The organism is Amycolatopsis sp. cmx-4-83 (assembly GCF_046548815.1).
In the GTDB taxonomy this organism is placed as follows: Bacteria; Actinomycetota; Actinomycetes; order Mycobacteriales; family Pseudonocardiaceae; genus Amycolatopsis; species Amycolatopsis pretoriensis_A.
Genome location: NZ_JAEBEF010000004.1, coordinates 547,843 through 563,942, shown reverse-complemented (window position 1 = coordinate 563,942; position 16,100 = coordinate 547,843). Strand labels below are relative to the sequence as shown.

At 71.5% G+C, this 16,100-nt stretch carries 13 protein-coding genes; 7 read left to right on the top strand and 6 right to left on the bottom strand.

Annotation, left to right across the window (positions count from 1 at the left end):
* Positions 1–71: 71 nt before the first annotated feature.
* Entirely contained in the window at positions 72–704 is a 633-nt protein-coding gene (locus tag ACLJQM_RS15105) for a YigZ family protein (protein WP_360774132.1), read from the bottom strand.
* Positions 705–1,234: 530 nt separating this feature from the next.
* Here ACLJQM_RS15105 and gltB point away from each other — a divergent pair.
* Both gltB and ACLJQM_RS15095 read left to right on the top strand, forming a co-directional pair.
* A complete protein-coding gene (gene gltB / locus ACLJQM_RS15100) occupies positions 1,235–5,806 on the top strand; it encodes a glutamate synthase large subunit (protein ID WP_360774129.1) in 4,572 nt (1,523 codons plus the stop codon).
* On the top strand, positions 5,799–7,247 hold the full coding sequence (locus tag ACLJQM_RS15095; protein WP_360774126.1) for a glutamate synthase subunit beta: 1,449 nt from the start codon (positions 5,799–5,801) through the stop codon (positions 7,245–7,247). Before gltB ends, ACLJQM_RS15095 begins: the two co-directional genes overlap by 8 nt.
* Positions 7,248–7,303: 56 nt before the next feature.
* Here the strand turns inward: ACLJQM_RS15095 and ACLJQM_RS15090 are convergent, their stop codons facing one another.
* The gene (locus ACLJQM_RS15090; protein WP_410631726.1) at positions 7,304–8,179 is read right to left on the bottom strand and encodes an SDR family oxidoreductase; all 876 of its coding nucleotides are present in this window, start codon (positions 8,177–8,179) and stop codon (positions 7,304–7,306) included.
* An 84-nt stretch (positions 8,180–8,263) separates the two neighbouring features.
* On the opposite strand from ACLJQM_RS15090, the gene ACLJQM_RS15085 reads away from it, so the two are divergent.
* Entirely contained in the window at positions 8,264–8,836 is a 573-nt protein-coding gene (locus tag ACLJQM_RS15085; protein WP_410631725.1) for a TetR/AcrR family transcriptional regulator, read from the top strand.
* 2 nt (positions 8,837–8,838) lie between these two features.
* Here the strand turns inward: ACLJQM_RS15085 and ACLJQM_RS15080 are convergent, their stop codons facing one another.
* On the bottom strand, positions 8,839–9,825 hold the full coding sequence (locus tag ACLJQM_RS15080; protein ID WP_410631724.1) for an ArsR/SmtB family transcription factor: 987 nt from the start codon (positions 9,823–9,825) through the stop codon (positions 8,839–8,841).
* A gap of 259 nt (positions 9,826–10,084) precedes the next feature.
* On the opposite strand from ACLJQM_RS15080, the gene ACLJQM_RS15075 reads away from it, so the two are divergent.
* Both ACLJQM_RS15075 and ACLJQM_RS15070 read left to right on the top strand, forming a co-directional pair.
* Positions 10,085–10,717: an RICIN domain-containing protein gene (locus tag ACLJQM_RS15075; protein WP_247019954.1), complete on the top strand. Its 633-nt coding sequence runs from the start codon at positions 10,085–10,087 to the stop codon at positions 10,715–10,717.
* A 109-nt stretch (positions 10,718–10,826) separates the two neighbouring features.
* Positions 10,827–11,612: a DeoR/GlpR family DNA-binding transcription regulator gene (locus ACLJQM_RS15070; protein WP_360774163.1), complete on the top strand. Its 786-nt coding sequence runs from the start codon at positions 10,827–10,829 to the stop codon at positions 11,610–11,612.
* On the opposite strand, the gene ACLJQM_RS15065 is transcribed toward ACLJQM_RS15070, so the two are convergent.
* Positions 11,609–12,505, bottom strand: a complete 897-nt coding sequence (locus ACLJQM_RS15065) for an ROK family protein (protein WP_247025027.1) — start codon at positions 12,503–12,505, stop codon at positions 11,609–11,611. The two genes, ACLJQM_RS15070 and ACLJQM_RS15065, sit on opposite strands and share 4 nt — an antisense overlap.
* A gap of 195 nt (positions 12,506–12,700) precedes the next feature.
* Between ACLJQM_RS15065 and ACLJQM_RS15060 the strand changes: the two genes are divergently transcribed.
* Together ACLJQM_RS15060 and ACLJQM_RS15055 are read left to right on the top strand one after the other, a co-directional pair.
* A complete protein-coding gene (locus ACLJQM_RS15060) occupies positions 12,701–12,910 on the top strand; it encodes a CbtB domain-containing protein (protein WP_247019953.1) in 210 nt (69 codons plus the stop codon).
* An 18-nt stretch (positions 12,911–12,928) separates the two neighbouring features.
* Positions 12,929–13,687, top strand: coding sequence for a CbtA family protein (locus ACLJQM_RS15055; RefSeq protein ID WP_360774115.1), 759 nt, complete (start codon positions 12,929–12,931; stop codon positions 13,685–13,687).
* Here ACLJQM_RS15055 and ACLJQM_RS15050 read toward each other — a convergent pair whose 3' ends face one another.
* Entirely contained in the window at positions 13,688–15,169 is a 1,482-nt protein-coding gene (locus tag ACLJQM_RS15050; protein WP_410631723.1) for a cobyric acid synthase, read from the bottom strand.
* Complete coding sequence (locus ACLJQM_RS15045) at positions 15,166–16,092, bottom strand: cobalamin biosynthesis protein (RefSeq protein ID WP_360774109.1); 927 nt, start codon at positions 16,090–16,092, stop codon at positions 15,166–15,168. The genes ACLJQM_RS15050 and ACLJQM_RS15045 overlap by 4 nt, the downstream gene beginning before the upstream one ends.
* Positions 16,093–16,100 lie beyond the last annotated feature (8 nt).

Below are 16,100 nucleotides of genomic sequence, written 5' to 3'. Positions count from 1 at the left end.
CAACCAGACACGAAGTCGCGAATGACCCATTCGCGGCCCTCGCCCAAGCCGGGCACGCTTCCGGCGGCGCGTCAGGAACCCCGGGTCACCCAGTGGTCGCCAAGCTCCGCCGTCGACGCCTCGCCGTTCGTCAGATCGGCCAGCCAGCTCTCGAACGCCGGCGCCTCCCCCGGCGCCAAGCCGATCTCGAACCGCGCCTTCTCGTCGAACCGCGTCGCGTGCAGCAAGTACGGCGACGCTCGCAAGTCGTTCTCCAGCCGGCCCGCGCGGTCGTAGCTCACCGCCACTTCCACCAGTGCGAGACGCCGGTGTTCTAGTACACCAACAACTTCCAGTGCCTCCGAAACGGACTGTCCGTACGCGCGGATCAGTCCGCCCGCGCCCAGCAGCACGCCGCCGAAGTAGCGGGTCACCACCGCGACCGTGTCCGTGACCTCGCGGCGGCGCAGCACTTCCAGCATCGGCGTGCCCGCGGTGCCCGCCGGTTCGCCGTCGTCGCTGGAGCGCTGGGTTCGCCCGTCCGGCCCCAAAACGAACGCGTGGCAGTGGTGTCGCGCGCCCGGTTCGGCGCGACGGCGGCCCGCGATGAACTCGCGCGCGGCCTCCTCCGACGTCGCCGGGGCGAGCGCGCAGAGGAACCGGGAGCGCTTGATCTCGATCTCGTGGACCCCGGATCGAGCCACGGAGAGATAACGATCAGTCATCGGCCGAGTCCGCCATGTCCCCAGCTTCCCACCCCGCCACGGCGCGCCGGCACGTGCCCCAGACCACTTGGGACAGACGTTTCCGCAGGTCAGCGGCCAGCCACGCCAGCAATCGGGAGGGACAGACCGACATATGGGACTACCCCCTGGCGCGTCAACGCAAGCGTGGCATTTCCCACCCGGGGGCAACGACGTATGTCGATAACAGCGAATTCACACTATCGTCATAAGACCCGGCGAACCCGGGAGTAACACCGCGCGCTCGACTGACCCCCACCACAGTGGTCCGTCGTGCGCGCTCGCAGGACCGACATGTTCGGCTGCCCAGCGCTGTGCGGCCTCCCAGATGACCCGCGTCCGGTTTCCGAGCATCGGAGCTCGGCCGACGCTTCGCGGCATCTTGCACTTCGACAACAGCAACTGTTCTCGACTGACCATCGCGGTCCCGGACCACTTCGTTAACCGGTTCAGCTCGAACCACACGATGGAGTGAGTACCGGTCGCGCCAACGCCTTGGGAGGCGGCCAGCCGTGACCCACCGTGCCAATTCCCTGCCCCCGTTCGGGGAGCAGTTCAGCAACGCCGAGGCCGAGGGCCTCTACCGGAGCGACTACGAACACGACGCCTGCGGTGTCGCCTTCGTCGCCGACCTGACCGGGCGGCGCGATCACGCGATCGTCGCCAAAGCCCTGGTCGCGTTGCGCAACCTGGAACACCGAGGGGCGCGGGGAGCCGAACCGGACACCGGGGACGGCGCGGGCCTGCTCATCCAGGTCCCGGACGAGTTCTACCGCGAAGTCGTGGACTTCGAGCTGCCCGAGCCGGGCACCTACGCCGTCGGCACCGCTTTCCTGCCGCAGGACGAAAAACGCCGCGGCCGGGCCATGACGACCATCGAGCGCATCGCCGCCGAAGAGGACATGCGCGTCCTCGGCTGGCGAGAGCTGCCGGTGCACACCGAGCACTGCGGGCCGACCGCCGCCGAGACCATGCCGCACTTCACGCAGCTGTTCCTCGCCGCGCGCCGCCCGAAGCCGGAGCATTCGGACCCGCTGCACATCGAGCGCAGCGCCTTCTGCGTCCGCAAGCGCGCCGAGCACGAGCTCGTCGAGGACGACGTCTACTTCCCGTCGCTGTCCTCGCGCACGATCGTCTACAAAGGAATGCTCACCGAGCCGCAGGTCGAGCGCTTCTTCGCCGACCTCACCGACGAGCGCGTCACCAGCGCCATCGGCCTGGTGCACTCCCGCTTCTCCACCAACACCTTCCCGTCGTGGCCGCTGGCGCACCCGTACCGGTACGTCGCGCACAACGGCGAGATCAACACCCTGCGCGGCAACCGCAACTGGATGGACGCCCGCGAGGCGCTGCTCGAGACCGACCTGGTCCCGGGCGACCTCAAGCGGATCTACCCGGTGATCACCCGCGGCGCCAGTGACTCGGCGTCCTTCGACGAGGTGCTCGAGCTGCTCCACCTCGGTGGCCGGTCGCTGCCGCACTCGGTCCTGATGATGATCCCGGAGGCCTGGGAGAACCACCAGGAGATGGACCCGGCCCGGCGCGCCTTCTACGAGTTCCACTCGACGCTGATGGAGCCGTGGGACGGCCCGGCGCTGGTCGCCTTCACCGACGGCAGCCAGATCGGCGCGGTCCTCGACCGCAACGGCCTGCGCCCCGGCCGCTACTGGGTGACCGACGACGGCCTCGTCGTGCTGGCCTCCGAGGTCGGCGTGCTCGACCTCGACCCGGCGACGATCGTCCGGAAGGGACGACTCGAACCCGGCCGGATGTTCCTCGTGGACACCGCCGAGGGCCGGATCATCGAGGACGAAGAGATCAAGACCCAGCTGGCCACCGAGCACCCGTACGACGAGTGGGTCGAGGCCGGGCTGCTCAACCTCGAGGACCTGCCCGAGCGCGACCGCGAGGTCCCGCTGCACGCCGCGCTCGTGCGCCGCCAGCAGGCGTTCGGCTACACCGAGGAGGAGCTCGACGCCATCCTCGAGCCGATGGCCCGCACCGGCGCGGAACCGATCGGCTCGATGGGCAACGACTCGCCCATCGCGACGCTGTCGAGCCGGCCGCGGCTGCTGTTCGACTACTTCATCCAGCTCTTCGCCCAGGTGACGAACCCGCCCCTGGACGCCATCCGCGAGGAGCTCGTGACCGCGCTCGGCACGCAGATCGGCGCCGAGCCGAACCTGCTCGTCGGCACCGCCGCCAGCTGCCGCCGGATCGTGCTGCCCTTCCCGGTGCTCGACAACGACCAGCTCGCGAAGCTGGTGCACGTCAACGACGACGGCGACCTGCCGGAGTTCCAGGCGGTCACCGTGCTCGGCCGCTACAACGTCCACGGCGGCGGCGAGGCGCTGGTCAAGCGCCTCGACGAGATCCGCGCCGAGGTGTCCGAGGCGATCGAGGACGGCGCGCGGCTGATCGTGCTGTCCGACCGCGGGGTCGACGAGGACCACGCGCCGATCCCGTCGCTGCTGCTGACCGGCGCGGTGCACCACCACCTCGTCCGTGAGAAGACGCGCACGCAGGTCGGCCTCATCGTCGAGGCCGGCGACGCGCGCGAGGTGCACCACATCGCGCTGCTCATCGGCTACGGCGTCGCCGCGGTGAACCCGTACCTGGCGATGGCGACCGTCGAAGAGATGGCCCGCCAGGGCCTGATCCCCGGCGTGACGCCGAAGGAAGCCACGCAGAACCTGATCAAGGCGCTCGGCAAGGGCGTCCGCAAGACGATGTCGAAGATGGGTGTCTCGACCGTCGCGTCCTACACCGGCGCGCAGATCTTCGAGGCGATCGGGCTCGGCGACGAGGTCATCGACAACTGCTTCACCGGCACGACGTCCCGCCTCGGCGGCGTCGGCTTCGAAACCCTCGCCGAAGAGGTCGCGAAGCGGCACAACTACGCCTTCCCTGCCGACGGCGTCCGGGCGGCGCACCGCGAGCTCGAAACCGGCGCGGACTACCAGTGGCGCCGCGAGGGCGAACCGCACCTGTTCAACCCGCAGACGGTCTTCAAGCTGCAGCACTCCACCCGGTCCGGCAAGTACGAGATCTTCAAGGAGTACACGAAGTCCGTCGACGACCAGGCCGAGAAGCTGCTGACGCTGCGCGGGCTGTTCGACTTCAAGTACGGCAAGCGCGCGCCGGTGCCGATCGAGGAGGTCGAACCGGTCTCGGAGATCGTCAAGCGGTTCGCCACCGGCGCCATCTCCTACGGCTCGATTTCGATGGAGATGCACCAGACCCTCGCCATCGCGATGAACCGCCTCGGCGGCAAGTCGAACACCGGTGAGGGCGGCGAAGACGCGGAGCGGCTGTACGACCCGGAGCGCCGCAGCGCCGTGAAGCAGGTCGCGTCCGGACGGTTCGGCGTCACGAGCGAGTACCTCGTCAACGCCGACGACATCCAGATCAAGATGGCGCAGGGCGCGAAGCCCGGCGAGGGCGGGCAGCTGCCCGGCGCGAAGGTGTACCCGTGGATCGCGAAGACGCGGTTCTCGACGCCGGGCGTCGGCCTCATCTCACCGCCGCCGCACCACGACATCTACTCGATCGAGGACCTGGCGCAGCTGATCCACGACCTCAAGAACGCCAACCCGAACGCGCGCATCCACGTGAAGCTCGTGTCCGAGGTCGGCGTCGGCACGGTCGCGGCGGGCGTGTCCAAGGCGCACGCGGACGTCGTGCTCATCTCGGGTCACGACGGCGGGACGGGCGCGTCGCCGCTGTCGTCCATCAAGCACGCCGGTGGCCCGTGGGAGCTCGGCCTGGCCGAGACGCAGCAGACGCTGCTGGCCAACCGGCTGCGCGACCGGATCGTGGTGCAGACCGACGGCCAGCTCAAGACCGGGCGTGACGTGATCGTCGCGGCGCTGCTCGGCGCCGAGGAGTTCGGCTTCGCGACCGCGCCGCTGGTGGTGTCGGGCTGCATCATGATGCGCGTCTGCCACCTCGACACGTGCCCGGTGGGCGTCGCGACGCAGAACCCGAAGCTGCGCGAGAAGTTCAGCGGCAAGGCCGAATACGTCGTCAACTTCTTCGAGTTCATCGCCCAGGAAGTGCGCGAGTACCTGGCGGAGCTCGGTTTCCGGTCGATCGCCGAGGCGGTCGGGCACGCCGAGTTCCTCGACAAGCGCAAGGCCGTCGAGCACTGGAAGGCGGCCGGGCTGGACCTGTCGCCGATCTTCCACGTGCCCGAGATGGCCCCGGCCGGGCTGCGCCTGCAGCAGACGCGGCAGGACCACGGGCTGGAGAAGGCGCTCGACAACACGCTGATCCAGCTGGCCGAGGGCGCGCTGAACTCCGGTGACAAGGTGCGGCTGGAACTGCCGGTGCGCAACGTGAACCGGACCGTCGGCACCATGCTCGGCTCCGAGCTGACCAAGCGGTGGGGCGGCGAAGGCCTGCCCGACGACACCATCGACGTCACCTTCACCGGGACCGCGGGCCAGTCGTTCGGCGCGTTCGTGCCGAAGGGCATCACGCTGCGGCTGATCGGCGACGGCAACGACTACGTCGGCAAGGGCCTCTCCGGCGGCCGGCTGATCGTGCGGCCGCCGAAGGAAGCGAGCTACGTCGCCGAAGAGCAGATCATCGCGGGCAACGTGATCGCCTACGGCGCCACGAGCGGCGAGATCTTCATCCGCGGCAAGGTCGGCGAGCGGTTCTGCGTGCGCAACTCCGGCGCGCTGGCCGTCGTCGAAGGCGTCGGCGACCACGGCGGCGAGTACATGACCGGCGGCCGGATGGTCGTGCTCGGCCCGATCGGGCGCAACTTCGCGGCCGGCATGTCCGGCGGCATCGCCTACGTGCTCGACCTGCCCGCGCACCGCGTCAACCCGGAGATGGTCGACCTCGACCCGCTCGACTCCGAGGACGCGGACTTCCTGCGCGAAACGCTGGAAAAGCACTACGACGAAACGGAATCCGCCGTCGCGCGGGAACTGCTGGCCGACTGGGACGCGGGCGTCGACCGCTTCGGGAAGGTCATGCCGAAGGACTACAAGCGCGTGCTCGCCGCCCAGGTGCAGGCCGAGCGCGACGGGCGCGACGTGAACGAGGCGATCATGGAGGCCGCACATGGCTGACCCCAAGGGCTTTCTGACCACCACCCGCGAAGAGCCGAAGCGCCGTCCGGTCGACCTCCGGCTGATGGACTGGCGCGAGGTCTACGAAGACTTCGCGTCGACGAAGCTGGAGAAGCAGGCCGGCCGCTGCATGGACTGCGGCATCCCGTTCTGCCACCAGGGCTGCCCGCTCGGGAACCTCATCCCCGAGTGGAACACGCTGGTGTGGCGGGACGACTGGCGCCAGGCCATCGAGCGGCTGCACGCGACGAACAACTTCCCGGAGTTCACCGGCACGCTGTGCCCGGCACCGTGCGAAACCGCGTGCGTGCTCGGCATCAACGACGACCCGGTGACGATCAAGCGCGTCGAGATCTCCATCGTCGACCGCGCCTTCGAAGAGGGCTGGATCACGCCGGAAGTGCCCGCGGTGAAGACCGGCAAGAAGGTCGCGGTCGTGGGCTCCGGCCCGTCGGGACTCGCCGCGGCGCAGCAGCTCACGCGCGCGGGCCACAGCGTCGTGGTCTTCGAGCGGGCCGACAAGATCGGCGGGCTGCTGCGCTACGGCATCCCCGAGTTCAAGATGGAGAAGTCCCGCCTCGACCGCCGGCTCGCGCAGATGGAAGCCGAGGGCACGGAGTTCCGGGCGTCGGTGAACGTCGGCGCGGACCTGCCGGTGTCCGAGCTGCTGGCCCACGACGCCGTGGTGCTCGCCGGTGGCGCGACCGACTGGCGCGACCTCCCGATCCCCGGTCGCGAACTGGACGGCATCCACCAGGCCATGGAATTCCTGCCGCCGGCCAACCGGGTCGCCTCGGGCGACCTCGACGTCTCGCCGTATTCGGCCGAGGGCTTGGACGTCGTCGTGATCGGCGGCGGTGACACGGGCGCGGACTGCGTCGGGACGTCGCACCGCCAGGGCGCGCGTTCGGTGACGCAGCTGGAGATCATGCCCAAGCCGCCGGAGTCCCGTTCGGACGCCCACCCGTGGCCGACGTACCCGATGATCTACCGGGTGTCCTCCGCGCACGAAGAGGGCGGCGAGCGGCTGTACGCGGTGAACACGCAGGAGTTCCTGGGCGACGCCGACGGCCGCGTGCGGGCGCTGAAGCTGGTCGAGGTGCGCAACGAGGGCGGCAAGTTCGTCCCCGTCGAAGGCTCCGAGCGCGAGCTGCCCGCGCAGCTCGTCTTGCTGGCCATGGGCTTCCTCGGCCCGCAGAAGCAGGGCCTGCTCGAAGACCTCGGCGTCGAGCTGGACGGGCGCGGCAACGTCGTCCGCGACAAGGCGTTCAAGACCAGCCTCGACAACGTGTTCGTGGCCGGCGACATGGGCCGCGGCCAGTCCCTGATCGTCTGGGCGATCGCGGAGGGCCGCAGCGCCGCGGCCGGCGTCGACGCCTTCCTGACCGGGCGGGACTTCCTGCCCGCCCCGATCGCGCCGACGGACCGGCCGATCGCGTAAAGCCCGGCGCCGGCGGGGGTGTCACTGTCGCCACCTCCGCCGGCGCTGTCCCACTCCTACCCGAAGTAGTGGCCCTTCTCGACGTCTTCGAGGAGGCCGGGCCGCGTCGGGCGCCAGCCGAGCAGCTCCTGCGTGCGCGCGCTGCCCGAGGGCTGGTCCACCGACAGGATCAGGCCCAAGAAGCCCAGCTCCCCGGCCGGAACCGACGTGGGCGGCAGGTTCAGCCGGGTGCCGATCACCGCGGCCAAGTCGCGGATCGCCACGCCTTCGTCGCCGACCGCGTGCAGCACCGCGCCCGCCGGGGCCTGCTCCAGTGCCAGGCGGAACAGGTGCGCGGCGTCCACGACGTGCACCGCGGGCCAGCGCTGCGTCCCGTCGCCGACGTAGGCGGAGACGCCCTTTTCGCGGTCCAGGCCGATCAGCTGGGCGATGAAGCCGTGGCTGTCACCTTCGCCGTGCACCGACCGCGGCAGGCGGACGACGGACGACCGCACCCCGCGCCCGGCCATCGCGACCACCGCGCGGGCGATCTCGGTGCGGCCCGCCACCGGACCGGCGCCGTCCGGGTTGTCGTCCTCCAGCGACGCGCGCCCGGGCACGACCGGCGTGCCCGACGCGACCACGAACGGCTTGCCGGCCAGCGCCGAGCCCATCGCTTCGACGGCCCGCGCGTCGGTCTCGATCGTTTCCTCGATCCGGCTGAAGTCGTGCCCGAAGGCCAGGTGGACGACGCCGTCGGCGTCCGCCGAGGCGTTCCGGAGCAGCTCGAGGTCGGTCAGGCCGCCGCGGAGCGCCTCGGCGCCCATGGCCTCGATCGTGGCCGCCGAGGCGTCCGACCGGGCCAGCCCGGCGACCTCGTGGCCCGCGCCCAGGAGTTCGGGGACGAGGGCCGAGCCGATCCAGCCCGACGCACCGGTGACGAAAACACGCATGACGACCTCCGCGCAGTGATGACACTTGGTGCCATCACCGTAGCACCGTGATGACACCCGGTGCCATCGCCTAAGCTGGGCCCCATGAGCCGGTGGGAGCCGAACACGCGCGAGCGGCTGATGCGCGCCGCCGTGGCGGAGTTCCTCGACCGGGGCTACGAGAGCGTCACGGTCGCCGAGATCACCGAGCGGGCCGGGCTCACCAAGCGCACGTTCTTCCGCCACTACGCCGACAAGCGCGAAGTGCTGTTCGCGGGCCAGGACATCCTGAGCCGCCTCTTTTCCGAATCGATCGCTTCGGCGCCCGCGGAAGCGACGCCGGTCGAGGCGATCTCGGCGGCCCTGACGGCGATCGGCGAGGTGTTCGGTCCCGAGCGGCGCGAGTGGGCGCGCAAGGTCCAGGTGGTGGTCGCGGGCCACAGCGACCTGCGGGAACGAGAGTTGCTCAAGCGCGCGAAACTGCGGGCCGCGATGGCCGAAGCGTTGCGGGAACGCGGCGTCGGCGAACCGGCGGCGAGCCTGGCGGCCGAGATCGGCGGCCTCGCCTTCACCACGGGCTTCCAGCGGTGGGTGGAGCCGTCGAACGAACGCGGCTTCGGCGAGCTTTGCCGGGAAGCGCTGGCCGAGCTGGTGGCGGCGACCGCTTCACTCGGCTGACGTCAGCTGTCCAAGAGAGCGCTTCCCAGCGGGGTGAGCGAGTGCAGCACGGTGTTGCGCTCCCGGTGCGTGATGATCAGCCCGGCGCGCCGCAGCACCGTCGTGTGCTTGCTGACCGCCGACGGCGTGACCCCCAGCCGGGCCGCCAGTTCCGACGTCGAGCAGCCGACCGCCAGGATCGTCAGCGCCGCCGCGCGGGTCGGGCCCAGCAGGTCCGCCAGCGCGTTGCCCGGCGGCTTCCGGACCGCCCGGTCGAGGCCCGCGGCGTGCGCCGCGTGGCGGACGCACGGGTAGAGCAGCCGGGGGACGCCGCCCGGCACCGGCGGGACCAGCGCCGGGCCCACCGAAAAGTACGTCGGCACCAGCAGCAGGCCGGTTCCTTCCGACGGGAGCGAGCCGGGGAGCCCGTCGTCGGCCTCCAGGACCGGTGCCGCCCAGCGGATCTTCGGGCGCAGGCCGGTCAGGAGCGCGTCGACGCCGCCGTGGAGCAGCACCTGCGTGCGCATCCCGAGGTCCGCGTCCACCTGCGCGCACACCGCGTCCCAGCCCGGCGCGACCGCCAGGTCGTGGTAGTCCTGCATGGCCTGGACCAATCGGGGCAGGCCCGCGGTGTCGCCGTCGGCGAACGCGGCCGCCCACGACGGCAGGTCGCGATCGGGCGGCGCGGTGCGCAGCGATGCCTTGAGGCTCACCGGATCCGCCTTCAGCACCGCCGCGAGCCCCGTCTCGAGGTCGTAGCGGCCCGCCGCCGGCACCAGGAACTCCGGGATCGGCGCGTCCGGCCGGCACAGCCACATCAGCACCCCGGCGGAGTCCGGCAGCCCCTGCCAGACGCGGTAGCGCCACCGGTTGAACGCCGCGGAAGCCGCGTTGCGGCCGCCGTCGCGCCGCTGCAGGAGCTGCAGGCTCGCGGCCAGCTCACCCATCGGGTCGGCCGCGGCGGCGAGGCCGACGCGGACGAGGTCCGGCAACGTCAGTTCGATGCGCACGATCCCCCCGGGTCTTTGCCCCTCCATCGGGTGAAGATCTCGTTCCGTTACATATCTGACCTGCGTTTTTGCCTCTCCGGGAAATCTTCTCGACGGGGACGGACCGGCCCTGAATGATGGTTTCAGAGACCGCTTTCGGGGGTTCGCGGTCTCGACGAGGGGGATTCGCCGGCACTTCCCGGCGCCGGGCCGCAGCGGCCCGGCGCCGGTTGCCGCGCGCCTTCGTCGTCAGCACACCGATGATCCGAAAAGGGGAACGATGACGAAGATGAAGCGCCTGATGGTGACGGTCGCCGCGACCGCGGGCCTGTTCGGCCTGATCGCCGTGCCGCAGGCCGGCGCCGCGCCCGCCGACGGCAAGGGCACCGCGGTCTCGTCGCTCGGCCAGCTCAAGCTGCGCCCGGCGAAGGTGGCCGGCGTCCAGCAGAAGAAGTCGACGAACACGATGGCCGCCGCGGCCGTCGACCCGGGCCCGTACATCATCGAGTCCGCGGCCTTCGGCCGCTGCTGGGACGCCGACGCGAACACCATCAACGCCAACGGCACGAAGGTCCAGCTGTGGGACTGCAACGACACCGCCCCGAACCAGGCGTGGTGGCTGACGCAGAACCCGGAGGGCTACTACCGGTTCCAGAACTACCAGAGCGGCCGGTACCTCGACGCCGACGCGAACTCGATCGGCAAGAACGGCACCAAGATCCAGCTCTGGGACTTCCAGGCCGGTGGCAAGAACCAGTGGTGGAGCCTGACCGAGATCCCCGAGGGCTACCTGCGCCAGCAGACCCCGGCCAGCCCGCGCTACCTGACCGCCGAGGGCACGGTGGGCGGCAACGGCACGAAGCTGCAGCTGTGGGACTTCATCGCGGGCGGCAAGTCCCAGTGGTGGTTCTGATCCGCTAGGCACCGGAACGCGGGCCCCGCACGGGGCCCGCGTTTCCGCGTCCCGGCACCGTCACGCGTAGTACCTTGGCAGCTCGGGAAGGTGCTGCGGAGGGATGGGCTTGGACCGGCACGAACGGCTCAGCGCACTGCTGGACATGGTGGGGCAGCGGGAAAAGATCGACGTCGAGGCCTCCGCGGATGAGCTCGACGTCTCCCCCGCGACGATCCGGCGCGACCTTGACCACCTGGCCGGGCGCCGGCTGCTGACCCGCACGCGGGGCGGCGCGGTGGCCAGCAACGTGGCCTACGACCTGCCGCTGCGGCACAAAGCCGCGCGCAACGCCCCCGAAAAGCAGCGCATCAGCGCCGCCGCCGCCGGCCTGGTCGAACGCGGCATGGTGATCGGGCTCAACGGGGGCACGACGAGCACCCAGGTCGCCCGCGCGCTCGCGCTGCGCCCGGAAGCACCCGGCCGGGACGGCTCCCCGGCGCTGACCGTGGTGACCAACGCGCTCAACATCGCCCACGAGCTGGCGGTGCGCCCGCACATCAAGATCGTGGTGACCGGCGGCGTCGCGCGGCAGCACTCCTTCGAGCTGACCGGGCCGCTGGCGACCCTTTTCCTCGACCAGATCACGCTCGACCTGCTGTTCCTCGGCGTGGACGCGTTCGACGCCGAGCGCGGCGCGTACGCCCACCACGAGGGCGAGGCGAGCATCAACCGGCTGATGGCTTCGCGGGCCCGGCACGTGGTGGTGATCGCGGACAGCGGCAAGCTGGGCGGCCACGCCTTCGCCCGCATCTGCGACACGACGGCGGTCGACCGGCTGATCACGGATTCGGGCGCGGACCCCGGCCACGTCGCGGCGTTCGAAGCGGCCGGGGTCGACGTCCTCCTGGCTTAGCCGTCCAGCAGGTCCAGGGCCAGCAGGCCGGCGCCCAGGCGGCCGGCTTCGTCGCCCAGCTTCGCGATCCGCAGCTCCGGCATCGTCTGGAACGTCAGGTGCGCGGCCAGCCACTCGCGCACCGGCTCCAGCACGTAGTCGGCCGCGGTGAACAGGCCGCCGCCCAGGACGATCACTTCCGGGCCGAGCAGCGTCAGCAGCGTCCGGATGCCGTGGCCGAGCCCGTCGAGGGCGTCCTGGACCACCGCGACCGCGACCTCGTCGCCGCCGCGGGCCAGCTCGACCACTTCGCGGGCGCCGTCAGCCGGGCGGCCGGTGCGCTCGGTGTAGCGGCGGGCGATCGCGGCCGCCGACGAGATCGCCTCCAGGCAGCCGGTCGCGCCGCAGCCGCACTTGCCGGGGTGGCCCACGTCGATGTGGCCGACCTCGCCCGCCTGCCCGTGCGCGCGGTGGATCCGGCCGTCGAGCAGCAGCGCGGCCGCGATCCCGGTGCCGACCGGGATGAACGCCGCGTTCGTCGCACCCTGCCCGGCGCCGACCCGGAACTCGGCGATGCCGCCCGCGGTGACGTCGTGCCCGAACGCCACCGGCAGCCCCAGCCGTCCTTCCAGGAGCTCGCCGAAGTGCACTTCGCGCCAGTCGAGGTTGGCGGAGAAGTGGCAGATCCGGGTCTGCTCGTCGACGATCCCGGGCACCACGACGCCGACGGCGGCGGGCTGCCCGGTGCCCGCCTGCTCCGCCAGCGCGGCCACGATGTCCACGACCTGCGCCGCCAGCGCCGTCCCGTCCGCGCTGCGGGCCGTCTCCGCCCGCAGTGCCGCCTGGGGCTGCAGCTGCTCGTCGAGCAACGCCGCCTTGATCGTCGTCCCGCCCACATCGAGGGCCGCCACCATTCGAGTCACCGCGGCATTGTCACATTGACGCGCGCGGAACGGCGGACCTACGCTCAACCGGCCAGACGAGGAGATTCCGGAACGCGGTGCAAGTCCGCGCGGTCGCGCCACTGTGACCCCCGCCAGGGGGAAGCCAGACCCGGACCCTCGTGACCGACCCCGATGAGGCCGCGAAAGCCCGAGGAGGCCACGCTCATGTCCCACACGGCAGTTCCCGCCGTCCCGCTCCCGATCCGCATCCCGATCCGTGAGATCGTGCCGTGGGCGGTGTTCGTGGTGCTCCTCGCGCTGATCGCGCTGTACTTCGTGAGCGCCGAGCAGGGCGCCACCGCGGTGTTCGCGAACATGTACGTCCACGAGTTCGTGCACGACGGCCGGCACCTGCTGGCCTTCCCCTGCCACTGATCGGCGGCACGCACTCCCATGATGAAGACCCTGCTGGTCCGCGGCATGCTCGCGGGCCTGATCGCCGGTGTGCTCGCGTTCGGGTTCGCCTACGCCTTCGGTGAGCCGTCGGTGAACACCGCCATCGGCCTCGAAGAGTCCGGCGGCCATTCCCACTCGCACGACGCGGGCACCGGCGCCGAGCCCGCTGGAGAGCACGAAGAGGAGCTCGTCCCCCGGGACGTCCAGAGCACCGCCGGCCTGCTCGCCGGCGTCCTCGTCTACGGCGTGGCGATCGGCGGCCTGCTCTCGCTCGCCTTCGCCTTCGCCCAAGGACGGCTCGGCAACCTGCGTCCCCGCGTGACGGCCCTGCTGCTCACGGCGGGCGCGTTCGCCGTGGTGTTCCTGGTGCCGTTCCTGAAGTACCCGGCCAACCCGCCCGCGGTCGGGCAGCCGGGCACGATCGGCTCGCGCACCGAGCTCTACTTCGGGTTCGTCGCGGTGTCCCTGCTCGCGGGCATCCTCGCGACGGTGTTCGGCCGCAAGCTGGCCGACCGCTTCGGCGCCTGGAACGGCTTCCTCCTCGCCGCGGCGGGCTACCTCGTCGTGATCGGGGTGGTGGCCTGGCTGATGCCGGTGGTCGACGAGGTCCCGGCGGAGTTCCCGGCGTCGACGCTGTGGAGCTTCCGCACGGCGTCGGTCGGCACCCAGGTGACGCTGTGGCTCGCGCTGGGCCTGGCGTTCGGCGCGTTCGCGGAGAAGGCGTTGAACAAGAAGACCGTCGCCGTCGCCGCCTGACTAGGGAGCGCCCGGCGGGACGAACGGAAGTCCCGCCGGCGCGCCCCGGTCGAGCAACGCCAGCAGCGTCGCCGCGTCCAGGTGCTCCTCGATCGCGTCCGCGAGCTTGTCGAGCATTTCTTCGCGCAGGTCCCCGAAACCGGGCGCATCGGGCGCCGGGGCCCACTCGATGCCGGCCTGCGCCGCCGCTTCGGTGAGCCACGCGCGGCGGAAGGCATCGTTCTCGAAGGCGCCGTGCCACATCGTGCCCCACACCGGGCCGGCGCGTACGCCGTCCAAAAAGGACTCCGCGGCGGTGTTCACAGTCACCGAACCGTGGTGGATCTCGTAGGCGTGCACGGGGTTGCCGCGCCATTCGCCCGACGGCCGGGCGAGGACCTTCTCGGCGGCGAACGTCACCCGCGCCGGCAGCAGGCCGAGGCCGGGCACCGCACCGGCGCCGGACTCGACGTCGTCCACAATGGACTCCGCGAGCATCTGGTAGCCACCGCAGATGCCGAGCACCGGCCGGCCGGCGGTCTTACGGGCCGCGACCGCCGTGTCGAGGCCGCGGTCGCGCAGCCAGGCGAGGTCGTCGACGGTGGCGCGCGAACCGGGCAGCACGACGACGTCCGCGGCCACGACGACGTCGGGATCGGCGGTCAGCGTCACGGTGACCCCGGGTTCCGCAGCGAGCGCGTCGACGTCGGTGGCGTTGGACGCGCGCGGGAACCGCACGACGGCCACGCGCAGGCCACGACCGTGGGCCTCCCGGCGCCAGCCCGCGGACGCCAGCGCGTCCTCGGAGTCGATCCACACGCGGTCGAGCCAGGGCAGGACGCCCAGCACGGGCCGTCCGGTGACCTTTTCGAGGCTGTCCAGGCCCGGGCGCAGCAGGCCGACGTCGCCGCGGAACTTGTTGACCACCCAGCCCGCGACGAGCGCCTGGTCTTCGGCCGAAAGCAGCGCGAGGGTGCCGAACATCGCGGCCAGCACGCCCCCGCGGTCGATGTCGCCGACGACCAGCACCGGCAGGCCGAACCGCCGCGCCAGCCCCATGTTGACGTAGTCGCCGCCGCGGAGGTTGATCTCCGCCGGGCTGCCGGCGCCCTCGCAGACGACGACGCCGTAGCGCCCGCTGAGGTCCTCGAACGCTTGGAAGGCGATCTCCGCGAGCCCGGCCCGCCCGGTGGCGTACTCGCCGGCTTCGAGCGTCCCGAACGGCTTCCCGAGCGCGACGACGTGACTGCGCCGGTCGCTGCCGGGCTTGAGCAGCACGGGGTTCATGGCGGCCTCGGGCTCGACCCCGGCGGCGCGGGCCTGCACCCACTGCGCCCGGCCGATCTCGGCGCCGTCGCCGCAGACCATCGAGTTGTTGGACATGTTCTGAGCTTTGAAGGGCGCCACACGGACGCCGCGACGGGCGAGCCACCGGCAGATCCCGGCGGTGACCAGGCTCTTCCCGGCATCGGACGTCGTCCCGGCGACGAGAAGGCCGCTCATCGCGCCGCCACCGCTGCCGCGGCGAGGACCGCGGCCGCCCCGACCAGGCGGGACAAGAGCACCGCGCGCCTCAGGTCCACCGGCTCCGGGTCGCGCCCGTCTCCCAGCCTCGCCCGGCTCTCGACCTCACCGCCGTAGCTGTTCGTGCCGCCGAGCCGGATGCCCAGCGCGCCCGCGAAAGCCGCCTCGACCTGGCCGGCGTTCGGGCTGGGGTGCCGCGAACCGTCCCGGCGCCACACCCGCCAGGATTCCCGCGCCCGGCCGCCCGCGCACACCACCACGAGCGCCGCACCCAGCCGCGAGGGCACCAGGTTGGCCACGTCGTCGGCCCGCGCCGCGGCCCAGCCGAAGTTCCGGTACCGCGGGGAGCGGTAGCCGACCATCGCGTCGAGCGTGTTGAGCGCCCGGTACCCGAGCAGGCCCGGCAGCCCGGCCACCGCACCCCAGAACAGCGGCGCGACCACGGCGTCCGACGTGTTCTCGGCGATCGACTCGGTGGCCGCGCGGGTCAGCTCGGCGGTGTCGAGCGTCGTCGCGTCGCGCGCGCAGAGGTGCGAGAGCCGCTGACGCGCTCCGGGCACTTCGCCCGCTTCGAGCAGTCTGGCCATTTCGGCGCCTTCGGCGGCGAGCCCACGGCCCCCGAGCACGACCCAGGTGGACGCGGCAGTGACCGCGAAGCGCGCGAAAGGGCTTCGCCGCGTCGCCGTCTGAAGCGCGACGCCCAGCCCTACGGCGGCGAAGGTGCACAACCCCGCGTACGCGACTCCGCGCGGCTTCGAGTCCGCCCACAGACGGTGTTCCAGGCGAGCCGCGGCACTGCCGAACAGGGCGACCGGATGGCCCGTTCGGGGGTCACCGAACAGAGCGTCGGCGACGTATCCGGTAACGAGTCCGGCCGCGGTTGTCCCTAGACGGAGTGGCACGTGGCGCA